Source organism: Chryseobacterium vietnamense (assembly GCF_031454475.1).
Classification (GTDB): Bacteria; Bacteroidota; Bacteroidia; order Flavobacteriales; family Weeksellaceae; genus Chryseobacterium; species Chryseobacterium vietnamense.
Genome location: NZ_JAVDQX010000001.1, coordinates 265,802 through 283,303 on the forward strand (window position 1 = coordinate 265,802; position 17,502 = coordinate 283,303).

Genomic DNA, 17,502 nt, shown 5'->3' on the forward strand with positions numbered 1-17,502 from the left:
ATAATGTAAATTGTGTTAACTTGAATTTCAATCAAAAAAAATAGTATTTTTGTTCAAAATAATATAAAATGTTAAATAGGAGGAGAGGAAATTTATTTTTAGCGTTATTTTTAGCTTTCATAGGAAACTTTGTTTTGGCTCAAAATAAAGGAAGGGTAGAAATTGCTGCAAAACCTAAAGCTGCTTCTTTAAGGGCAGGTGTTTTTATAGATGTAAATGCACCAAGCTACCCGGAATCCGGCTATCCTATAACTCAGCTGATCAATGATGTTCTTATATCAGGAGGTAGCACTTGTACGAGTTCAACGGTAAGCAATGTAACCGTTTCTCCCAACGTGTCTGCTACCAATCAGAACCGAAGCTGGGGATATTTTAATAAATCAAATACTAATTTTCCTTTCAGTAAGGGAATTATACTTTCAACCGGTTATGCCAATAAAGCCGGGAATACTTTTCAGGGAACTTTAAGTGATGATCTGGGAACAGGAGGAGATGTAGATCTGGCGAATGCCTTATCAATCGGTAATAATAACCTAACCAACGCTACTTCTATAGAATTCGACTTTGTAGCCGCTTCTACTGAAATTACTTTCAGATATTTATTTGCTTCTAAAGAATATCAGCAAAACTTTCCATGTACTATTACAGACGGTTTTGCCTTACTGTTAAAAAAAGCATCTGATCCTACGTATACCAATCTTGCAGTGCTTCCGGGAGGAGCAGGGCCTGTAAGTGTAACCAATATCCACCCTCAATATCAAAACTGCGGACCTAAAAATGAAGCTTATTACGGAGGTACCAATACCGCTCAGATCGAAACCAATTTTAATGGACGCACCATTCCGCTTACAGCAAAAGCAACTGTAATTCCTGGAGAAACCTATCATTTTAAAATTGTACTTGCAGATTATCAGGATCCGAACTTTGATTCAGCCGTATTTCTTGAAGCAGGATCATTTGATATCGGAGTGAAAATTCTGGATCCGGCTGGCGTGCAGCTTCCTGACTCTGTTAATATGTGTGATAATACACCACAGACTTTTACAGCTTCTGTACAGGGGCCTAATATAACGTATCAGTGGTATCAGGGGACCACTCCGATTGCAGGAGCTACCAATGTAAGTTACACGGCAACAGCACCAGGGGTATACACCGTTAAGGTTTTCATCCAGGGAAATACCTGTCCGGGAGAGGCCACTATCACTGTGGTAGGCGGAACATCTCCTACAGTCCAGAATGCTACACTGACAGCCTGTTATGCTGCCGGAAATGCAACGTTTAATTTAACATCTGCACAAGCTTCCATAAGTACTACTCCGGGAGCCGTGTTTTCATATTATACTACTTTGGCAGATGCCAATGCAGGAAATGCCAATACAATTCCTAATCCAACAGCTCATCAGAGTGCAGGTGGAACGGTGTATGTAAGAGTAGCCAATGGTTTCTGTGCAAAAGTAGCACAACTCCAACTGGTAAAAGCTCCACAGATGGTACCTACCATTGCCCCTCCGGCAGTGCTTACCTGTAACAACTCTCAGACTACATTGGATGCATCAGCCTCCGTTTATCCGGCAGGAGCTACTTTCAACTGGACCACTACAGGAGGAAATATTGTTTCAGGAGGTACTACTTTAAATCCTGTGATTAATGCTGCCGGAACCTATACTTTAACCATAACAAAAGTTTATCAGCCTGGAAATATCAGCTGTACAGCGGTAGGAACTGTCACCGTAACAGGAAACAGCGCTCCGCCTGTTACCGGGCTTACAGCCAGCAAAATAAAAATCTGTAAAGGAAATTCTACAACACTTACCGCTTCAGGCGGGGCTACCTATAACTGGGGTAATGGTCTTACAGGAAACGGAAGTACACAAGTTGTTTCACCTACTGTCACCACTACTTACACGGTAACAGCAGTGGGCGCCAATGGTTGTATCTCTCAAAACCCTGCAACGATAACAATAGAAGTTTCGGAACCTTTTACAGCACAAAATGCAATACTTCATAAGTGTTATCAGCCAGGATTAACTTATAATCTTACTGAAGCTCAGCCTCAGATCACAACTACTGCAGGAGTAACTTTTACTTACTATATCAGTCAGGCTGATGCCAACGCGGCTAACGGAAACTTTATTGTAACGCCTACAACGTATACACCTCCGGGAGGAAGTCAGACTATTTATGTATTAGTAAGTAATGGAGGCTGCAGCTATGTAGTATCTCTTCAATTATTAAGTACGGCTCAAACGACTCTTACCATAGCAGCACCACAGACAATTACATGTACAACTCCACAGATTACGATCAATGCTTCAACATCTGTTGTACCTGCAGGGTCTACCATTGCATGGACAACGGCAGGAGGAACTATTGTCTCAGGAGGTAATACACTTACCCCTGTTGTAAGTGCTGGCGGAACATATACTTTAACAGTTACTAATGTATCACAACCAGGAAACCTAAGTTGTACATTTACTGCAACAGTAACAGTTCAGGAAGATAAAGTACAACCGGTTGCTGCATTAGTTTCATCACAACCGCGTATTTGTATAGGAGAATCAGTAACATTAACTGCTTCCGGGGGGGTAACCTATAACTGGGGCAATGGTCTTACAGGAAATGGAAATACTCAGGTTGTTTCACCTACTACAACTACTGTGTATACAGTATTTGCTGTCGGAGCAAACGGATGTATTTCTGCAACACCGGCAACTGTTACAGTTCAGGTTGGTCCGCCAATAGCAGGCCTTACCGCATCTAAATTAAAAATTTGTGAAGGTGAATCTGTGACATTAACTGCGACCGGAGGAATTACTTATAACTGGGTAGGTCTTACAGGAAACGGAAACACACAGGTTGTTACTCCTACAGTAACCACAGAGTATTCCGTATATGCATTAGGAGGAAACGGATGTAGCTCTGTGAATCCGGCTAAGGTTACCATTGAGGTGGTTCCGGCAATTGTTTCTACATTAAAAGATGTATTTGTCTGTGCCGGAGATAAAGGAACTCTGGATGCCGGGGCAGGACCGAACTATACTTATGTATGGAGTACAGGAGCAACCACTCAAACCATAACCACTAATATTCCCGGAACATATTCTGTAATAATCAGTAATGGAGTCTGTTCTAAAACTTTCTCTGCACAACTGATCAATCCGGATCTGCCACAGTTTACCAATATTGTTTATGACAACCATATTCTTACGCTTACTGCAAGTAATCCTACAGGTGGAACTTTAGAATATTCTATAGACGGAGGGTTAACATGGCAGGCATCCAATGTGTTTACAGGTGTTTTGAATAACACGATGTATTCTGTAATGGTAAGAGTGAAAGGTGCCAAATGTGGTACTTCACTGGATTACTTTACATTCATTATCAGTAATGCCATTACGCCAAATATGGATGGGGTAAATGATACAATTGACTTCACTGGAATAAGCGGATACAAAGATTTCGCAGCCTCTATTTTCGACAGATACGGAGCTGAAGTATTCAAAGCCAGTAAGGGTAATGTTATATGGACAGGATCTTTAAAAGGAATTAATCTTCCTACTGCTACTTATTGGTACAGGGTACAGTGGGAAAATCCGGCAAGCAAAAAAATGGAACAGCGCTCCGGTTGGATTCTTTTAAAGAACAGAAACTAAATATTTATCAGAATAAAAAATTAACAACAAAATCTTTCAGTAATGAAAGATTTTGTTGTTTTTAATAATAAACACTATGGTGCTTTGTGAATTATTTAAAATATGCATGCACCATGGTAAAATAATTTATAATACAATGCTACCACACTATTTAGGGTTGCTTAGAATATCAATAGATTAATGAAAATTTGCTTTAAGACGTTCTTATTTTGTTTTTTTGTAGTAAAAAATATAAATATGTATGTGAGATATTTAAAAAAAAATTAAATTTGTTGAAACAAAAATATTATGAGAAGATATCTACCGCTTTGTTTATTTTTTTTAGTCATCTCGACTTTTTTATTTTCACAAAATCTGCCGCCACGAAAACATGCAAAAGAAACACCTTCAAATCTGTCCGCAAGAGCTGGTGCTTTTATTGATGTGAATGCTCCGCAGTATCCTGAAACCGCTTACACAATTGAAAAGATGGTTAAAGATGTATTGATCTCATCCGGGACTAATACCTGTCTTACTCCCAATGTGTCCAATGTGAAGATTACGCCTAACCACGCTCCAAGTGATGCAGACAGAGCATGGGGATATTTTCATAAGGCTGCAACCAACTTTCCATTTAAAGACGGGCTTATTCTTTCTACAGGGTATGCAAGAAGAGCTGGTAATACCTTTGAAGGTGGCCTTAGTGACGTTAACGGTGGAGGATCAGATGCTGACCTTGCGCAGGTGATTGGAGTAGTGGAAAGCAGATTGAATGATGCTGTACTTTTGGAGTTTGACTTCGTTCCAACAACCTCTCAGATTAAATTTAATTATCTGATTGCCTCAGAAGAATATACAGGCTCGTTCCCTTGTACCTTTGCAGATGCATTTGCCATCTTATTGAGACCTACTTCAGGTGGGCCTTATGTAAATATGGCTGTACTTCCGGGAGGAGCAGGACCTGTAAGTATTACCAATATTCACCCTGCAATTGCAGGTAGTTGCGGTGCCGTAAACGAACAATATTTTGCAGGATATAACACCGGGAATGTTGAAACAAATTTTAATGGGAGAACGATTCCATTGACTGCTACAGCAACTGTAGTAGCAGGACAGCAATACCACTTCAAAATGGTAATTGCCGATTATAGTGACCACAGTTATGACTCTGCAGTATTTCTTGAAGGAGGATCTTTCAATATCGGGGTAGACCTTTTAGACCCTGCAGGAACAAAATTACCTTCAGATATCAATGTATGTGATAATGTACCTCAGGTAATTACAGCGTCTGTAAATGATCCTAACCTTGTTTATCAGTGGTTTTTTAATGGTACTCCAATACCTAATGCAACAACAAATACAATTACTGCAATACAGCCTGGTACCTATACCATTGAAGTAAGTGTTCCCGGTAACCCATGTCCGGGTAAAGCTTCCATCCAGATTCACGGAGGCACAACACCTCAGGCTCAGGATGCAACATTGCTGCTTTGTACTACACCGGATATTACTACTTTTGATTTAAGTACAATTATGCCTACCATCAGCCCAACGCCTGGAGCTATCTTTAAATTCTATGAAAATCAGGCGGATGCTATTGCACAGAATAACAGCTATATTCAGACTCCTTTAAATTATAATGGTAATGATGGGCAGATTCTGTATGTGCTTGTTTCCAATGGAGGATTCTGTAGTAAAATTGTAGAATTGACATTGCAGAAAGAAGCAACACCAACTGCTAAATTGAAATCTTCCAGAATAAAAATATGTCCGGGGGAATCTGTAACACTTACTGCTGAAGGAGGAGATACTTATCTTTGGAGCAATTTCATGGGAACAGGGAATATACAGACCGTTACGCTATACCAGACCACAACTTTTACAGTATACGCACTGGGAGCAAAAGGTTGTAAATCGCTTAACCCGGCAACGATTAGAATTGAAGTAACACCAGAAATCACTTCTCCATTAAAAGATGTTGAAATGTGTGTAGGTGATATCGTAACGCTGGATGCAGGAGCTGGTGATGGTTATAAATATCTTTGGAGCACAGGTGCTACAACGCAGAAAATTAATGTCAACCAATGGGGCATCTACTCAGTGGAAATTGATAACGGTATCTGTAAGAAAGTTTTTGAAGCTAAAATAATGGGCGCTGCAACTCCTTTTGTTACCGCTTTAAATTATGAAAGCATCAAAAAATCAGTAACGATTACAGCCGAAAACCCGCCAATGAACAATACCCCAAGTACTTTGGAATATTCTCTTGACGGTGGTATTACATGGCAGGCTTCCAATGTATTTACGAATCTTTTGGATAATACCAACTATACTGTTCTAGTAAGAAGAGTAGGAACACATTGTGTGGGATCTCTTGAATTCTTTACATTACAGATCAACAATATCATTACTCCGAACGAAGACGGAATCAATGATGTACTGGATCTTAAAGCTCTTGGAGACTTTAAAAACTTTACCGGTTCTATATATGACAGATATGGAGTGGAAATGTTCAGATTCTCGAAAGAAAATCCTATCTGGGACGGAACAGTAGGGGGTAAGAGACTTCCTACAGCTACATACTGGTATAAGTTCAACTTTGAGTATCCAAAATCAAAAGCTCAGATGAACTGGTCTGGATGGATCATGTTGAAGAACAGAAACTAAAATTGATAATGTGATATAAAAGAAAGCCTTTCAGATTTATTTGAAAGGCTTTCTACTTTTTAACGAATAAGGTTGTCGTAATTTTTTCAAGAAAAAAAGCTCCCGGTAAAGGAGCTTTATAGTGATTGTTTTTATTGATTTTCTTTCCAAAGATTCGCGAAGTGTATAAAATCTGCTACACTGAGTTCTTCCGCTCTCTTATCTAAAAATTCATGTCCTTTTAAGGCTTCAGGAATATTAAGTGACTTTAAAGCATTAGACAGCTTTTTTCTTCTTTGATTGAAACCTGTTTTTACAATCTGTTTAAACAGAACTTCATTGCCTGCAAGCCCTTCCTTTGGATTTCTTGTAAGCCTGATCACTCCTGATTTTACTTTTGGCGGAGGGTTGAAGACATTCTCATGTACCGTAAACATGTAAGATACATCATAATAAGCCTGTATCAGAACAGAAAGAATACCGTAATCTTTAGTTCTGGGAACAGCAGCCGTTCTTTCAGCAACCTCTTTCTGGAACATTCCCACCATTTCCGGGATCACTTGATAATGATCTACAATCTGAAACAAAATCTGTGACGAGATGTTATAAGGGAAATTACCAATGATAGCAATCTGATCGTCTTTGATAAAACTGAAATCCTGCTTCAGGAAATCGCCTACAAAAGTCTCTTCAGTTACCTTTGTATAGTTGTTTTTCAGATATTCGATAGACTCTGTGTCTATTTCAGCAAGATAAATCTTCTGATCCTTTTCAAGAAGATATTTGGTAAGAACGCCCATTCCGGGACCTACTTCCATAATGTTATTATAGTTCTCAAAACTAAGACCTTTTACGATTTTTCTTGCGATATTTTCATCTGTCAGGAAGTGCTGTCCAAGATGTTTTTTTGCTTTTACACTCAAAGTTTTTTATGATTTTATTAACAGTGATTTTCTTTATTTCGTCCCAAATTTCGGAAGATTTTTTCTATTTTAGCCAAAAATTTTAATATTAATGGCTAAATCTGTAGATGAATTTAATAAGAAAAGGCTTCGGTCCAGCAATATTACAGTAGTGATAAGTATTGCCTTAGTGTTATTTTTGTTAGGATTAATGGGGCTTATTCTGATTAATGCCCAGAAGTATTCTGACTATATCAAAGAACAGTTGGTGGTGAACGCCTACTTTGATGAAAACTATGATGCTAAAGATTCTGTAAAAATTGCAAAACTTGAGGAAGAAACTTTTAAAAAGGTACAGTTATTAGCTCCTGTAAAAAAAGCGACTTATATTTCAAGGGATATGGCAGCTAAAGAAGCCAAAAAAACTATGGGAATCGACAGTGATGCATTGTTCGAAGAAAATATTTTCCCTTCCTCTATTGAAGTAGCTTTAAAACCGGAATTCGTGGATCCTGCAAAAATTGATGAAGCAATTAAAGAGATCAAATCTGTTCCCGGAATTATCGATGTTAAAAATGACAGTACTTTAATGGTAGACGTCTACAATAACCTGAGCAGAATTCTGAAATGGATCTTAGGATTTTCAGTGTTGTTCCTGATATTGGCTGTTGTATTGATCAACAACTCTATCCGTCTGAAAATATTCTCGAAGAGATTTATTATTAAAACAATGCAGCTTGTAGGAGCGAAAAGAAGATTTATCCTTAAACCTTTCATTGTAGAAGCTATTATTCTGGGAGCTATCGGTTCTGTAATAGGTCTTATTGCGTTAGGTGGAGTTTGGTACTATTTCACAAGCCAGATTGGTTCTGCTTTCGTACAGGACAATAACCAGTATTTCTGGTTGGTTATTCTGGTACTTGGTGTTGGAATTTTTATTTCTGTCTTAAGTACGATTTTCGCTACATGGAGATTCTTAAAATCAAACGTTGACGATTTATATTACTCTTAATAATGAGCAAAAAAACAAATAAATTTTCCGCTTCAGACTTTGGACATGAAGCTGAAGTACCACAGGAAAACGCTTTCTATTTCGGACAGCAGAATTTCAAATGGATGCTGATTGGGTTAGCATTTATTGTAGTAGGATTTCTACTGATGATGGGACATGATGCCAATACTGTAGATGGGAAATTTGATCCTAACTCATGGAATGACGATATCTTTTCTATCAGAAGAATCAGAATAGCACCTCTGTTTGTTGTTATAGGATTTGTGATAGAAGTGTACGCGATCTTAAAAAGAAAATAAATAAATTTTTATATTTTGAGATTAAGAGATTAAGAAATTGAGAATTATGCATTCTGAGTTTCCGGATCTCTTAATCTTTTAATTTTTTAAAGGAATATGGATTTAATTAAAGCAATTATTATTGCCATTGTAGAAGGACTAACAGAATATCTTCCGATTTCTTCTACCGCACACATGGGATTTACTGCAAATCTTATGGGGCTGGAGGAAACAGAATTTTTAAAAATGTTTCAGGTGTCTATTCAGTTTGGAGCCATTTTATCTGTGGTAGTAGCCTACTGGAAAAAGTTTTTTGACTTAAATAATATTCAGTTTTATTTTAAACTTGCATTTGCTGTCGTTCCGGCTTTGGTGCTGGGATATTTATTCGATGATAAAATTGAAGCCGTTCTTGGAAATCAGATTGCGATTTCGTCAGTATTGGTTTTAGGGGGAGTTGTTTTACTGTTTGCTGATAAATGGTTTAAAAATCCTAAAATTGATGATGAAAAAGGAATTACCATAAGAAATGCTGTTACCATTGGTTTCTGGCAGTGTCTTGCGATGATGCCGGGTACAAGCCGTAGTGCAGCCTCTATTATTGGGGGAATGGCACAGGGTCTTACCAGAAAAGCAGCTGCAGAGTTCTCTTTCTTCCTTGCAGTTCCTACCATGCTTGCGGTAACGGTGTATTCCGTTTTCGTAAAAACGTGGGGGAAAGAAACTCCAAATCCGCAAAAAGGATATGAAATGATTATGGCTTCACAGGATCACATTATGATCTTCATCGTAGGAAATGTTGTCGCATTCATTGTAGCACTTATTGCAATCAAAGCATTCATTGGAGTGCTTAATAAGTATGGATTCAAACCTTGGGGCTGGTACCGTATTTTTGTTGGAGTTGCCCTGTTGATTTATTTTTATTTCTTTAAATAGGAAATCTTTTATACCCATTCATGACTGCTGAAGAACTGAAATCAGGATACATTTTTTTATTGGATAAGCCTTTGGACTGGACTTCCTTCCAGGCTGTCAATAAAATGAAATATAAACTTAAAAGGGAGTTTGACCTTCCTAAAAAATTTAAAATCGGACACGCCGGAACTTTAGATCCCAGAGCAACTGGACTTCTTATTGTTTGTTGTGGAAAATTCACAAAGAAAATTCCTGAAATTCAGGATGCTCCCAAAGAATATTGGACAGAAGTCAAAATTGGGGTGCAGACGGAATCCTATGATACCGAAAAACCTGAAATTCTTCACCAGGAGATTTCCCATATTACTGAAGAACAAGTAATAGGAGTATTGGAAAAATTTGTTGGAGAAATTGAACAGAAACCTCCGGTTTACTCAGCTATTAAAATTAATGGCGAAAGAGCTTACAACCTTGCCAGAGCGGGTGAAGAAGTGGAAATGAAAGCAAGAAAAACAACCATCCATTACATTAAAGATATTAAAATTGATTTTCCTTTGGTGAGTTTCATGGTAGGATGTTCAAAAGGAACATACATCAGAAGTCTTGCCCATGATATCGGACAGGAATTGGGAGTAGGAGCTTATCTGACCCAATTAAGACGTACTAAAATCGGAGACTATGCTATTGAAGATGCTACAGATCAGTTTTTGAACAACGAGTACAGATTTGAAGGCCTATAAAAATATAAACTATCCCGGTTACGGAAAAGACTAATGGAAAAAACGCGTATCAATAAATATTTATCAGAAGTAGGATACTGTTCAAGAAGAGCAGCAGATAAACTTTTGGAAGAAGGCAGAATCAAGATAAACGGGAAAGTTCCTGAGTTAGGAACCAAAGTTTCTGATGAAGATCTGGTAGAAGTAGACGGAAAACCAATCAGAGAGGTTCAGGAAAAACCTGTGTATATCGTTTTTAATAAGCCGGTAGGAATCGTTTGTACTACAGATACAAAACGTGAAAAAAATAATATCGTAGATTATATCAATCATCCAAAGAGAATTTTTCCTATCGGAAGATTGGATAAACCAAGTGAGGGACTTATTTTCTTAACGAGTGATGGTGATATCGTCAATAAAATTCTGAGAGCACGCAATAATCACGAAAAAGAATATCTTGTTCGTGTAGACAAGCCCATCACTCCAAGATTTTTGGAAAAAATGAGAAACGGTGTTCCAATCCTTGATACGGTGACTAAAAAATGTGAGGTAGAGAAGATTGATGAAATGAATTTCAGAATTATCCTTACTCAGGGACTCAACAGACAGATCCGAAGAATGTGTGAATATCTCGGATATGAAGTGAAAAAACTGAAACGAATCCGTATCATGAATATCAAACTTGATTTGCCAATTGGGAAATGGAGAGATATGACGGATGAGGAACTTAATACACTCAACTCCTTGCTGGCAGATTCCAGTAAAACAATTGATTAGAAATACCTAAAATACTTTAACGATTTTAATTTCATGCTTCCTGATAGTAACTCATGGAAGCATTACCTGCTATTGCTATATTGTTTTTCACATATTGGTGTAATATATTTTATTTTTCATTGAAAATGTTTTATATTTATAATACCAACAATAATAACCTGAAAATCATGAAATTAAAATTTAATTCAGTTCTAGTATTTATTACTTTGGTAATAGTGATGAGTTGTCAAAATGATAATTATTATCCGGATCACCCGCATGATTCTTCGTTTTACATTGATTACAGAAGTTTAAAAGGATTGCCAGACGGAATCGCCGTTATTGAACTTGATCCTGAAGCTCCCAATTTTGGAAATATCAGCAGCAAACTTGAATTAGGTGTCGGTGTATTGCCTCACCATATTTATTACAATCAAAATGCCAATAAAATGTTCACAACCGCTCTGGGAGGCAGCTACCTTTATGAAGTGAAAGCAGGAAAAGATAAAAACGGACAGCCCATATTAATCAATGCAACGCCTATTGATACCGGGGAAAATACCGTTGGTGAAAATTTATTCTTTACGAGTGATGGCAGATATTTTATGACCTTTATGGGTGGAGCAGGAGGTCCAAAAGATGGCAGCATAGGTGTTTTTAACGCGGCTAATAATCAGCTTATCAAAACGATTAAAGCTCCGATTCAATCCAATCCCAACAAATTTATCATGTATCCGCATGGTATTTCCATTAATGAGGAAAAAGGATTAATGATGGTGTCATCCACTATTCACCCGGATCTCACTACCGGAATGGGGAATACATGCACCTTATTAGACCTGAACACTTACGAAATAAAAGAAACTTATAAGGTAGCAGACTCTCCAACGGATTTATCTGCTCCTGTAGAAGTATTGTTACTACGCGGAAAGTTTCCACAATATGCACTTGCTACAACAATGCTTGGCGGAGATATCTGGATTGCTCCCTATAATACTACAACCAAAAAATATGATGCTTTTACTAAGATCTTTGACGGAAGTACAAAAGGTTTAGGCTGGGCACTTGAAATGTATATTGATGATTCCAACAAATTGTATGTCAGTTTTGCTGAACCTGGAAAAGTACTTGTCTTTGATATTAATAATCTTCCCCAACTAAAGCTTTTGAAGACTCTTGATGCAGATAAGGGTGCACATCATATGGCTTTCTTTAAAACCAAATCTGGAAAAGACGTTGTGGCAGTACAGAATAATTTATTGGATCTACCCAATCTAAATTCCGGTACCATTAGTATAATTGACATTAATACGGGAAAAAAACTAGGCACAGTAGATTTACGGGATAAATATGGAATACTACCAGAGTCCATCGAAGGAACTAACGGGCCAAGCAATTATATGCATCACTAAAATGCAGGATATTATTTACAGCACATCACTCTTCCAGAATATGATTTGGAAGAGTGTAATCTAATTTTAGGCTTTATATTATTTTACGTATAACTTCATTCTTTCTTCATATTCAGGTTTGAGCTTTAAAAGTTTCCATATTTTTTTATCATCAGGATTACTGATGCGGTAGAATATGATTTTGTCTGCCGAGTATTTGAAATAAGGATGATTTTTAAGCCATTCCTCAGGTGCTTCTACTAATGAATACCGAGGAACACCTGAAGTGTTCAATGGTGCAATTGAAATCAGTTTCTGAACAAGATCCTGATCTATGTTGTAAGTGCTTAGAATTTGCTGCTTATTCATAAAACCTCCCAGTTTTTTTCTGAAACCAATGATTGAACCGGCACTTCTTTCATCCAGTCCGAACTCAATAAGCTGTTTGAAGGTAATGGTATTAAGGTCTGTTTTTGAAAAGTCTGTTTTTTCCTGTTGCTTTTCCTGTAACCTGATATAAGGTTTCATTTCATGAAATTTCTCTGCAGAAATCACAAAACATTTTTGCAGATCATCTAAGCTTTTAAAACTTCCCCGTAAATTTCTGTCCCGATAACTGATGATAGTGATGGCTTGTTTTTCGGAAAACCCAAATGCTTTCCAACCCTCTAAGTCCAGCTGATTAGGATCAAACGGATGATATTGAATCTTGGATTTTACAGTATTGGTCTTTCCGAAATTCCTGATGTTTTCCGGGGTTTTTTCCGGAAGTAAAAGATAAGGAGCAAGTTTGCTGTAGTTTTCCGGAGAGATGATAAAGCATTCTTTAAACTTTTCTTTACTGATAAAACTTCCCCCGAGATAACTTCTATACTTTATAATAGCCTCGGCCTGCTTTTCACTGAAACCCATCTTAAGCCAGTCATTGGCAGAAAACTGATCAGGATCGAATTTTCCTGAAATCATAATTCCTTTCTTTCCATATGAATTAGTGAATCCTTTTGAATTTCCTTTTTCACCTATCTCAGGAAGCAAAATGAAAGAGGCCAGTTCACTGAATTTCTCTTCAGAAATAGCATAGCATTTTTTCAACTGCTCTTTTGAAGTAAATTTTCCTCCTACAATATCTTTATACTTCAGAATGGTGGCAGTTTGTTTCTCTGAAAATCCAAGTTTCTGCCACTGGTCTTTGTCCAGCGTATTCGGATCAAAATCTGATAAGTTTGCTGGCATTGCAGCATTTGTAATGAACCTGACTTCAGGAAACGGTTCTTTTTCACGGCTGGTATATTTCTGAAATGCCAATAAAACAGTCAGCATTGTGACCATCAATGCCAATTTTTGATAGTAGCTTTTTCTCATCATGCAGTAAACTTATTGATAAAAATAAACCGTAGCAATAGTTGATAATGAAATAGTTAAATATGATATAGAGAAAGTGTTTTATTGTGTATAAGGCAATGAGAATATTGTCTTTTGGGCGATATAATTTCGTAATTGATACTGAATACTCTGATTGGATTTTTTATTTTTAACACTACAGATTTTGTCGCTGTAGATAGATATTTTGCATCATAATAATACTAATTGCAATACAATATAGAGGAAATATGGTTGTTAATAGTATGATTTATAGTAGGTTGAAGTATTGTGGTTTTCGTGCCTTAAAAAGTGTTAGATTCGTTTCGTTTTAATAAACTAATTATTAGTATTTTCCTTCAAACGGCTTGGTTTTTGTAATTTTTTTATCATACCTATTAACCTTATTAATCAATAGAAATATGAATTACACTGAAGCATTGAAATACAAGGAAGAAGCATTGAAAAAAGCCGACAATACAGTGGTTGACAATTACCATATCGTTATAGTTCCCGCTGATACAACTGAAAGTGCAAGGTATATAGAAGAGTATACCAAAAAACCTGAAAACTTTAAGGATGATAGCTGTAAGAAATATTGTTCAAACGGAGAATATCTGGTGGTGAGTTTTAAGAAAGAAGAGTAGTTTTGAACAAAAATAATAATAAGTTATTGTCTTCCAAAGGTATATCCATCAATAAAACCTCCGCTGCAAATTAATTGCAGCGGAGGTTTCTATATGTTCAAAGAAATTATTCTTCTTCTCTTTCTCCTAAAGATTCTTTCAGCTTGATCAACTCAGCTTTTACAAACTCCAGGCGGTCAATCAGAGTAATCGTTTCGGAAATTTTACTGTTGGTGGTCAGAGCGACACGGGCTCCGTCAAGGGTATATCCTTTTTCTTTCACGAGATGGTAGATCATCTGAAGATTTTTGATGTCTTCAGGAGTGAAATATCGGTTTCCTTTTCTGTTTTTTTTAGGCTTGATAATCGGGAATTCCTGTTCCCAGTAACGTATTAATGAAGTGTTTACATCGAATGCTTTCGCAACTTCTCCTATAGAATAATACAGCTTATCAGGTAAATTTATTTTCATTTTACAACTCCTAAACCTCAAAGATAAAAATTTTTTAAAGTTTAATCCAAAATATATTGTAAAATGTGCGGTCATACTTTGTTTCAAAGGTATTGATGTGGTTTAATTCATGATTCAAAAGCAATGTTTGTTGTCGCAGATATAAAGGATCATGATATACTGGATCTTTTTTGTCTAAATTTGTAAATTCTTATGATATATAAATATAGATGAATCCAATCTCCGTTCTTCATATCGACCTTTTTCAGGCGGGTAAAAACACTTCAGATTTTTATTTTAACACGATGAAGAATCATTTGGTGGTGGGACATCGCCATATAGAAAAACCTCATAGACATGATTTCTATGCAGCTGTTCTTTTTACTCAGGGAACAGGAGTACATGAGATCGATTTTCAGAGGTATGAAGTTTCGGAAGGAAGTCTTTTCTTTCTGTCGCCGGGACAGATTCACAGCTGGGAACTTTCCGAAGATATTGATGGGTACATTTTCTTTTGTTCACAGGAATTCTATGAAATGCATTATGTAAATCAGAAACTGAGAAATTTTCCCTTTTTTGGATCTGTATCTTTTCCCAGAAAACTACAGTTGGATGCTGAGGAGCTTGTGAAAAATATCAGTTTATTTATGGAACTCGGAGAAGAATATCAGACTAAAAATATCATGAAAGAGGGGCTGATTTTATCCTTGATGTCTCAGGTTTTTATCAATGCTAGCAGATTGTTTTCAAGGGACTTTGATACAGCGGATTCTGCTGCCGGACTTTCTTATTTTAAACATTATCAGGATTTTGAAAACCTTATCGAGCAAAATTTCACAAAACATAAATCTATTACCTATTACGCTTCTTTATTAGGTATTTCATCCAAACATCTGAACAGGATTGCGCAGACGGTTGTTCAAAAAACGGCCACTGATGTAATTACAGAAAGGGTAGTGCTGGAAGCCAAAAGAATGCTTATGTATCTGGACGAAAGCCTCGTAGAAATTGCTTTTCGTTTAGGATACGAAGAATATTCCTACTTTGTAAGAGTATTCCGGAAAAGCTCCGGAATGACTCCTACGCAGTTCATGAGGAAATATAAGGCTTAATGAGTGTAAAATTTAAAGTGTCAGGTTCAAAGTTTGGAGAGAGGCTGTTGAAAACCACCCCGTCAAAAATTCTTTGAATTTTCGCCACCCCTCCGGAGGAGGGGAATTAGGGAAATATCAACTACTATTCTTATCCCTGTCACCTATGTCTGCAACCTGCCACCTGCCATCTGCAACCTAAAGCGCCAGCTTAAACGGTCCTTCAAAAGTTGTTTCAAACGAATCTACAAGTTTTCCTTTTTCATCAAATACGCCGATGACCATGTTTTGTTTTGAGAATTTAATTTCGTCTTCGGGGAAGGAAATGTTGATGTTTCCTTTCAGAATCTGATCTCCTTTCAAAATAATTTTTTCAGAACCGAAATAAGTGATTTCCGCATTCGTTGGAGTGATCACTTTAATGGTAAGGATCTTTTTCTCGTTTGATTTATTCAGAAGAGTATAAATAAAAGTATTGGTGATTTTACCGTTCTTAATGAAAAATGTAGAACCAGCGGGTTTAATGAATTTGGCTTCCATAGAACCACGGTCATACATTAAAAATCCAAGGAATCCAATTAGCAAGGCGAGGATAACGGTTGTAGCTTTCATTCTTGGGGTGAATCTGAATGTATCACGGTTTTCAATCTCAGCTTCTGTAGCATAACGTACCAACCCTTTAGGTAAGCCGACCTTTTCCATGACTTCATCACAGGCATCGATACAGGCTGTACAGTTCACACATTCCAGTTGCTGTCCGTTTCTGATATCAATTCCTGTAGGACATACTACGACACATTGGTTACAGTCGATACAATCTCCTTTTCCTGCTGCTTTTCTGTCTTCGTTATTTCTCCATTTTGCTCGGCCTTCACCTCTTTTAAAATCATAGTATACATTAATGGTTTGCTTGTCAATCAATACACCCTGCAGTCTCCCGTAAGGACAAACTAACGTGCAAACCTGCTCACGAAGCCATGCAAAAACAAAATAAAATGTCATCGTAAAGAAGATCATAACGATAAACTTCAGTGAGTTGGCTTCAGGTCCTTCACTCATAATACGGAAAACCTCTTCGTAGCCCACAATATACATGAACATAAAGTGAGAGATAATCAATGAAATTAAAAGGAAAACAGACCATTTCGTCAGTCTTTTCCGAATTTTCTCTGCATCCCATTCCTGTCTGTCCAGCTTCATCTGTTTATTTCGGTCTCCTTCAATCCAGTATTCGATTTTGCGGAAAACCATTTCCATAAAAAGAGTCTGCGGACACAGCCAGCCACAGAATATCCTTCCGAACACTACAGTAAACAACATCACAAAAATGACTGAGGTGACTGCCCCTAAAGCAAGAATGAAAAAGTCCTGCAGGTAAAACGGTTGTCCGAGAATAAAGAATTTCCTGTCGATGACATTGATCAGCAGAAAAGGATTATTATTGATCTTTACAAACGGCAATCCAAAAAATAAAGCAAGAAGAAAATAGCTGGTGTAATTCCTGTAGTTGGTATATTTTCCTTTGGGTTTTCTGGGAAAAATCCACTTCCTTTTGCCGGTTTCATCCATGGTTCCCACTGAATTTCTGAAATCTTCATTTTCAATTTCCAAAGACTTGATATTGTTGGACTCTGCGCTCATTGTTGTATGCTATAAAGTATTTTGGTACAATTTTCATCCTGACCGGTCTTGTTTTCATATTGATGTTGCCATGAAAAAGTGAT

At 37.1% G+C, this 17,502-nt stretch carries 14 protein-coding genes; 10 read left to right on the plus strand and 4 right to left on the minus strand.

Features of this window, described 5'->3' with window-relative positions:
- Window positions 1-68: 68 nt before the first annotated feature.
- On the plus strand, window positions 69-3,653 hold the full coding sequence (locus J2786_RS01150) for a choice-of-anchor L domain-containing protein (RefSeq protein WP_047432403.1): 3,585 nt from the start codon (window positions 69-71) through the stop codon (window positions 3,651-3,653).
- Between the two features lie 288 nt (window positions 3,654-3,941).
- Window positions 3,942-6,299 carry a T9SS C-terminal target domain-containing protein gene (locus J2786_RS01155; RefSeq protein ID WP_047432402.1) on the plus strand — a complete coding sequence of 786 codons (2,358 nt, stop codon included), beginning with the start codon at window positions 3,942-3,944 and terminating at the stop codon, window positions 6,297-6,299.
- Window positions 6,300-6,430: 131 nt separating this feature from the next.
- Here the strand turns inward: J2786_RS01155 and rsmA are convergent, their stop codons facing one another.
- A complete protein-coding gene (gene rsmA, locus J2786_RS01160; protein ID WP_047432400.1) occupies window positions 6,431-7,201 on the minus strand; it encodes a 16S rRNA (adenine(1518)-N(6)/adenine(1519)-N(6))-dimethyltransferase RsmA in 771 nt (256 codons plus the stop codon).
- 91 nt (window positions 7,202-7,292) lie between these two features.
- Between rsmA and J2786_RS01165 the strand changes: the two genes are divergently transcribed.
- From J2786_RS01165 to J2786_RS01190, 6 genes are all read left to right on the plus strand, one after another.
- Entirely contained in the window at window positions 7,293-8,192 is a 900-nt protein-coding gene (locus J2786_RS01165; protein WP_034695324.1) for a cell division protein FtsX, read from the plus strand.
- Between the two features lie 2 nt (window positions 8,193-8,194).
- A complete protein-coding gene (locus tag J2786_RS01170) occupies window positions 8,195-8,491 on the plus strand; it encodes a DUF3098 domain-containing protein (protein ID WP_047432399.1) in 297 nt (98 codons plus the stop codon).
- A gap of 96 nt (window positions 8,492-8,587) precedes the next feature.
- The gene (locus J2786_RS01175) at window positions 8,588-9,406 is read left to right on the plus strand and encodes an undecaprenyl-diphosphate phosphatase (protein WP_047432398.1); all 819 of its coding nucleotides are present in this window, start codon (window positions 8,588-8,590) and stop codon (window positions 9,404-9,406) included.
- A 20-nt stretch (window positions 9,407-9,426) separates the two neighbouring features.
- Window positions 9,427-10,125 carry a tRNA pseudouridine(55) synthase TruB gene (gene truB, locus J2786_RS01180; RefSeq protein ID WP_047432395.1) on the plus strand — a complete coding sequence of 233 codons (699 nt, stop codon included), beginning with the start codon at window positions 9,427-9,429 and terminating at the stop codon, window positions 10,123-10,125.
- Between the two features lie 33 nt (window positions 10,126-10,158).
- On the plus strand, window positions 10,159-10,881 hold the full coding sequence (gene rluF / locus J2786_RS01185; RefSeq protein WP_047432392.1) for a 23S rRNA pseudouridine(2604) synthase RluF: 723 nt from the start codon (window positions 10,159-10,161) through the stop codon (window positions 10,879-10,881).
- Between the two features lie 167 nt (window positions 10,882-11,048).
- The gene (locus tag J2786_RS01190) at window positions 11,049-12,272 is read left to right on the plus strand and encodes a YncE family protein (protein ID WP_310023662.1); all 1,224 of its coding nucleotides are present in this window, start codon (window positions 11,049-11,051) and stop codon (window positions 12,270-12,272) included.
- A 78-nt stretch (window positions 12,273-12,350) separates the two neighbouring features.
- On the opposite strand, the gene J2786_RS01195 is transcribed toward J2786_RS01190, so the two are convergent.
- The gene (locus J2786_RS01195) at window positions 12,351-13,616 is read right to left on the minus strand and encodes a ComEA family DNA-binding protein (RefSeq protein ID WP_047432387.1); all 1,266 of its coding nucleotides are present in this window, start codon (window positions 13,614-13,616) and stop codon (window positions 12,351-12,353) included.
- A 416-nt stretch (window positions 13,617-14,032) separates the two neighbouring features.
- Between J2786_RS01195 and J2786_RS01200 the strand changes: the two genes are divergently transcribed.
- The gene (locus J2786_RS01200) at window positions 14,033-14,257 is read left to right on the plus strand and encodes a hypothetical protein (protein WP_047432385.1); all 225 of its coding nucleotides are present in this window, start codon (window positions 14,033-14,035) and stop codon (window positions 14,255-14,257) included.
- Between the two features lie 106 nt (window positions 14,258-14,363).
- Here J2786_RS01200 and J2786_RS01205 read toward each other — a convergent pair whose 3' ends face one another.
- A complete protein-coding gene (locus J2786_RS01205; protein ID WP_034695336.1) occupies window positions 14,364-14,708 on the minus strand; it encodes a MerR family transcriptional regulator in 345 nt (114 codons plus the stop codon).
- Between the two features lie 209 nt (window positions 14,709-14,917).
- Here J2786_RS01205 and J2786_RS01210 point away from each other — a divergent pair, with 209 nt between their 5' ends.
- Window positions 14,918-15,799, plus strand: a complete 882-nt coding sequence (locus J2786_RS01210; protein WP_047432382.1) for an AraC family transcriptional regulator — start codon at window positions 14,918-14,920, stop codon at window positions 15,797-15,799.
- 177 nt (window positions 15,800-15,976) lie between these two features.
- Here J2786_RS01210 and ccoG read toward each other — a convergent pair whose 3' ends face one another.
- Window positions 15,977-17,419, minus strand: coding sequence for a cytochrome c oxidase accessory protein CcoG (gene ccoG, locus J2786_RS01215; RefSeq protein ID WP_052187007.1), 1,443 nt, complete (start codon window positions 17,417-17,419; stop codon window positions 15,977-15,979).
- Between the last annotated feature and the right edge of the window lie 83 nt (window positions 17,420-17,502).

Coding starts and splice junctions, on each gene's coding strand:
- J2786_RS01150 (WP_047432403.1), top strand. CDS start 69: ATGTTAAATAGGAGGAGAGGAAATTTATTTTTAGCGTTATTTTTAGCT.
- J2786_RS01155 (WP_047432402.1), top strand. CDS start 3,942: ATGAGAAGATATCTACCGCTTTGTTTATTTTTTTTAGTCATCTCGACT.
- J2786_RS01165 (WP_034695324.1), top strand. CDS start 7,293: ATGGCTAAATCTGTAGATGAATTTAATAAGAAAAGGCTTCGGTCCAGC.
- J2786_RS01170 (WP_047432399.1), top strand. CDS start 8,195: ATGAGCAAAAAAACAAATAAATTTTCCGCTTCAGACTTTGGACATGAA.
- J2786_RS01175 (WP_047432398.1), top strand. CDS start 8,588: ATGGATTTAATTAAAGCAATTATTATTGCCATTGTAGAAGGACTAACA.
- truB (WP_047432395.1), top strand. CDS start 9,427: ATGACTGCTGAAGAACTGAAATCAGGATACATTTTTTTATTGGATAAG.
- rluF (WP_047432392.1), top strand. CDS start 10,159: ATGGAAAAAACGCGTATCAATAAATATTTATCAGAAGTAGGATACTGT.
- J2786_RS01190 (WP_310023662.1), top strand. CDS start 11,049: ATGAAATTAAAATTTAATTCAGTTCTAGTATTTATTACTTTGGTAATA.
- J2786_RS01195 (WP_047432387.1), bottom strand. CDS start 13,616: ATGATGAGAAAAAGCTACTATCAAAAATTGGCATTGATGGTCACAATG.
- J2786_RS01200 (WP_047432385.1), top strand. CDS start 14,033: ATGAATTACACTGAAGCATTGAAATACAAGGAAGAAGCATTGAAAAAA.
- J2786_RS01205 (WP_034695336.1), bottom strand. CDS start 14,708: ATGAAAATAAATTTACCTGATAAGCTGTATTATTCTATAGGAGAAGTT.
- J2786_RS01210 (WP_047432382.1), top strand. CDS start 14,918: ATGAATCCAATCTCCGTTCTTCATATCGACCTTTTTCAGGCGGGTAAA.
- ccoG (WP_052187007.1), bottom strand. CDS start 17,419: ATGAGCGCAGAGTCCAACAATATCAAGTCTTTGGAAATTGAAAATGAA.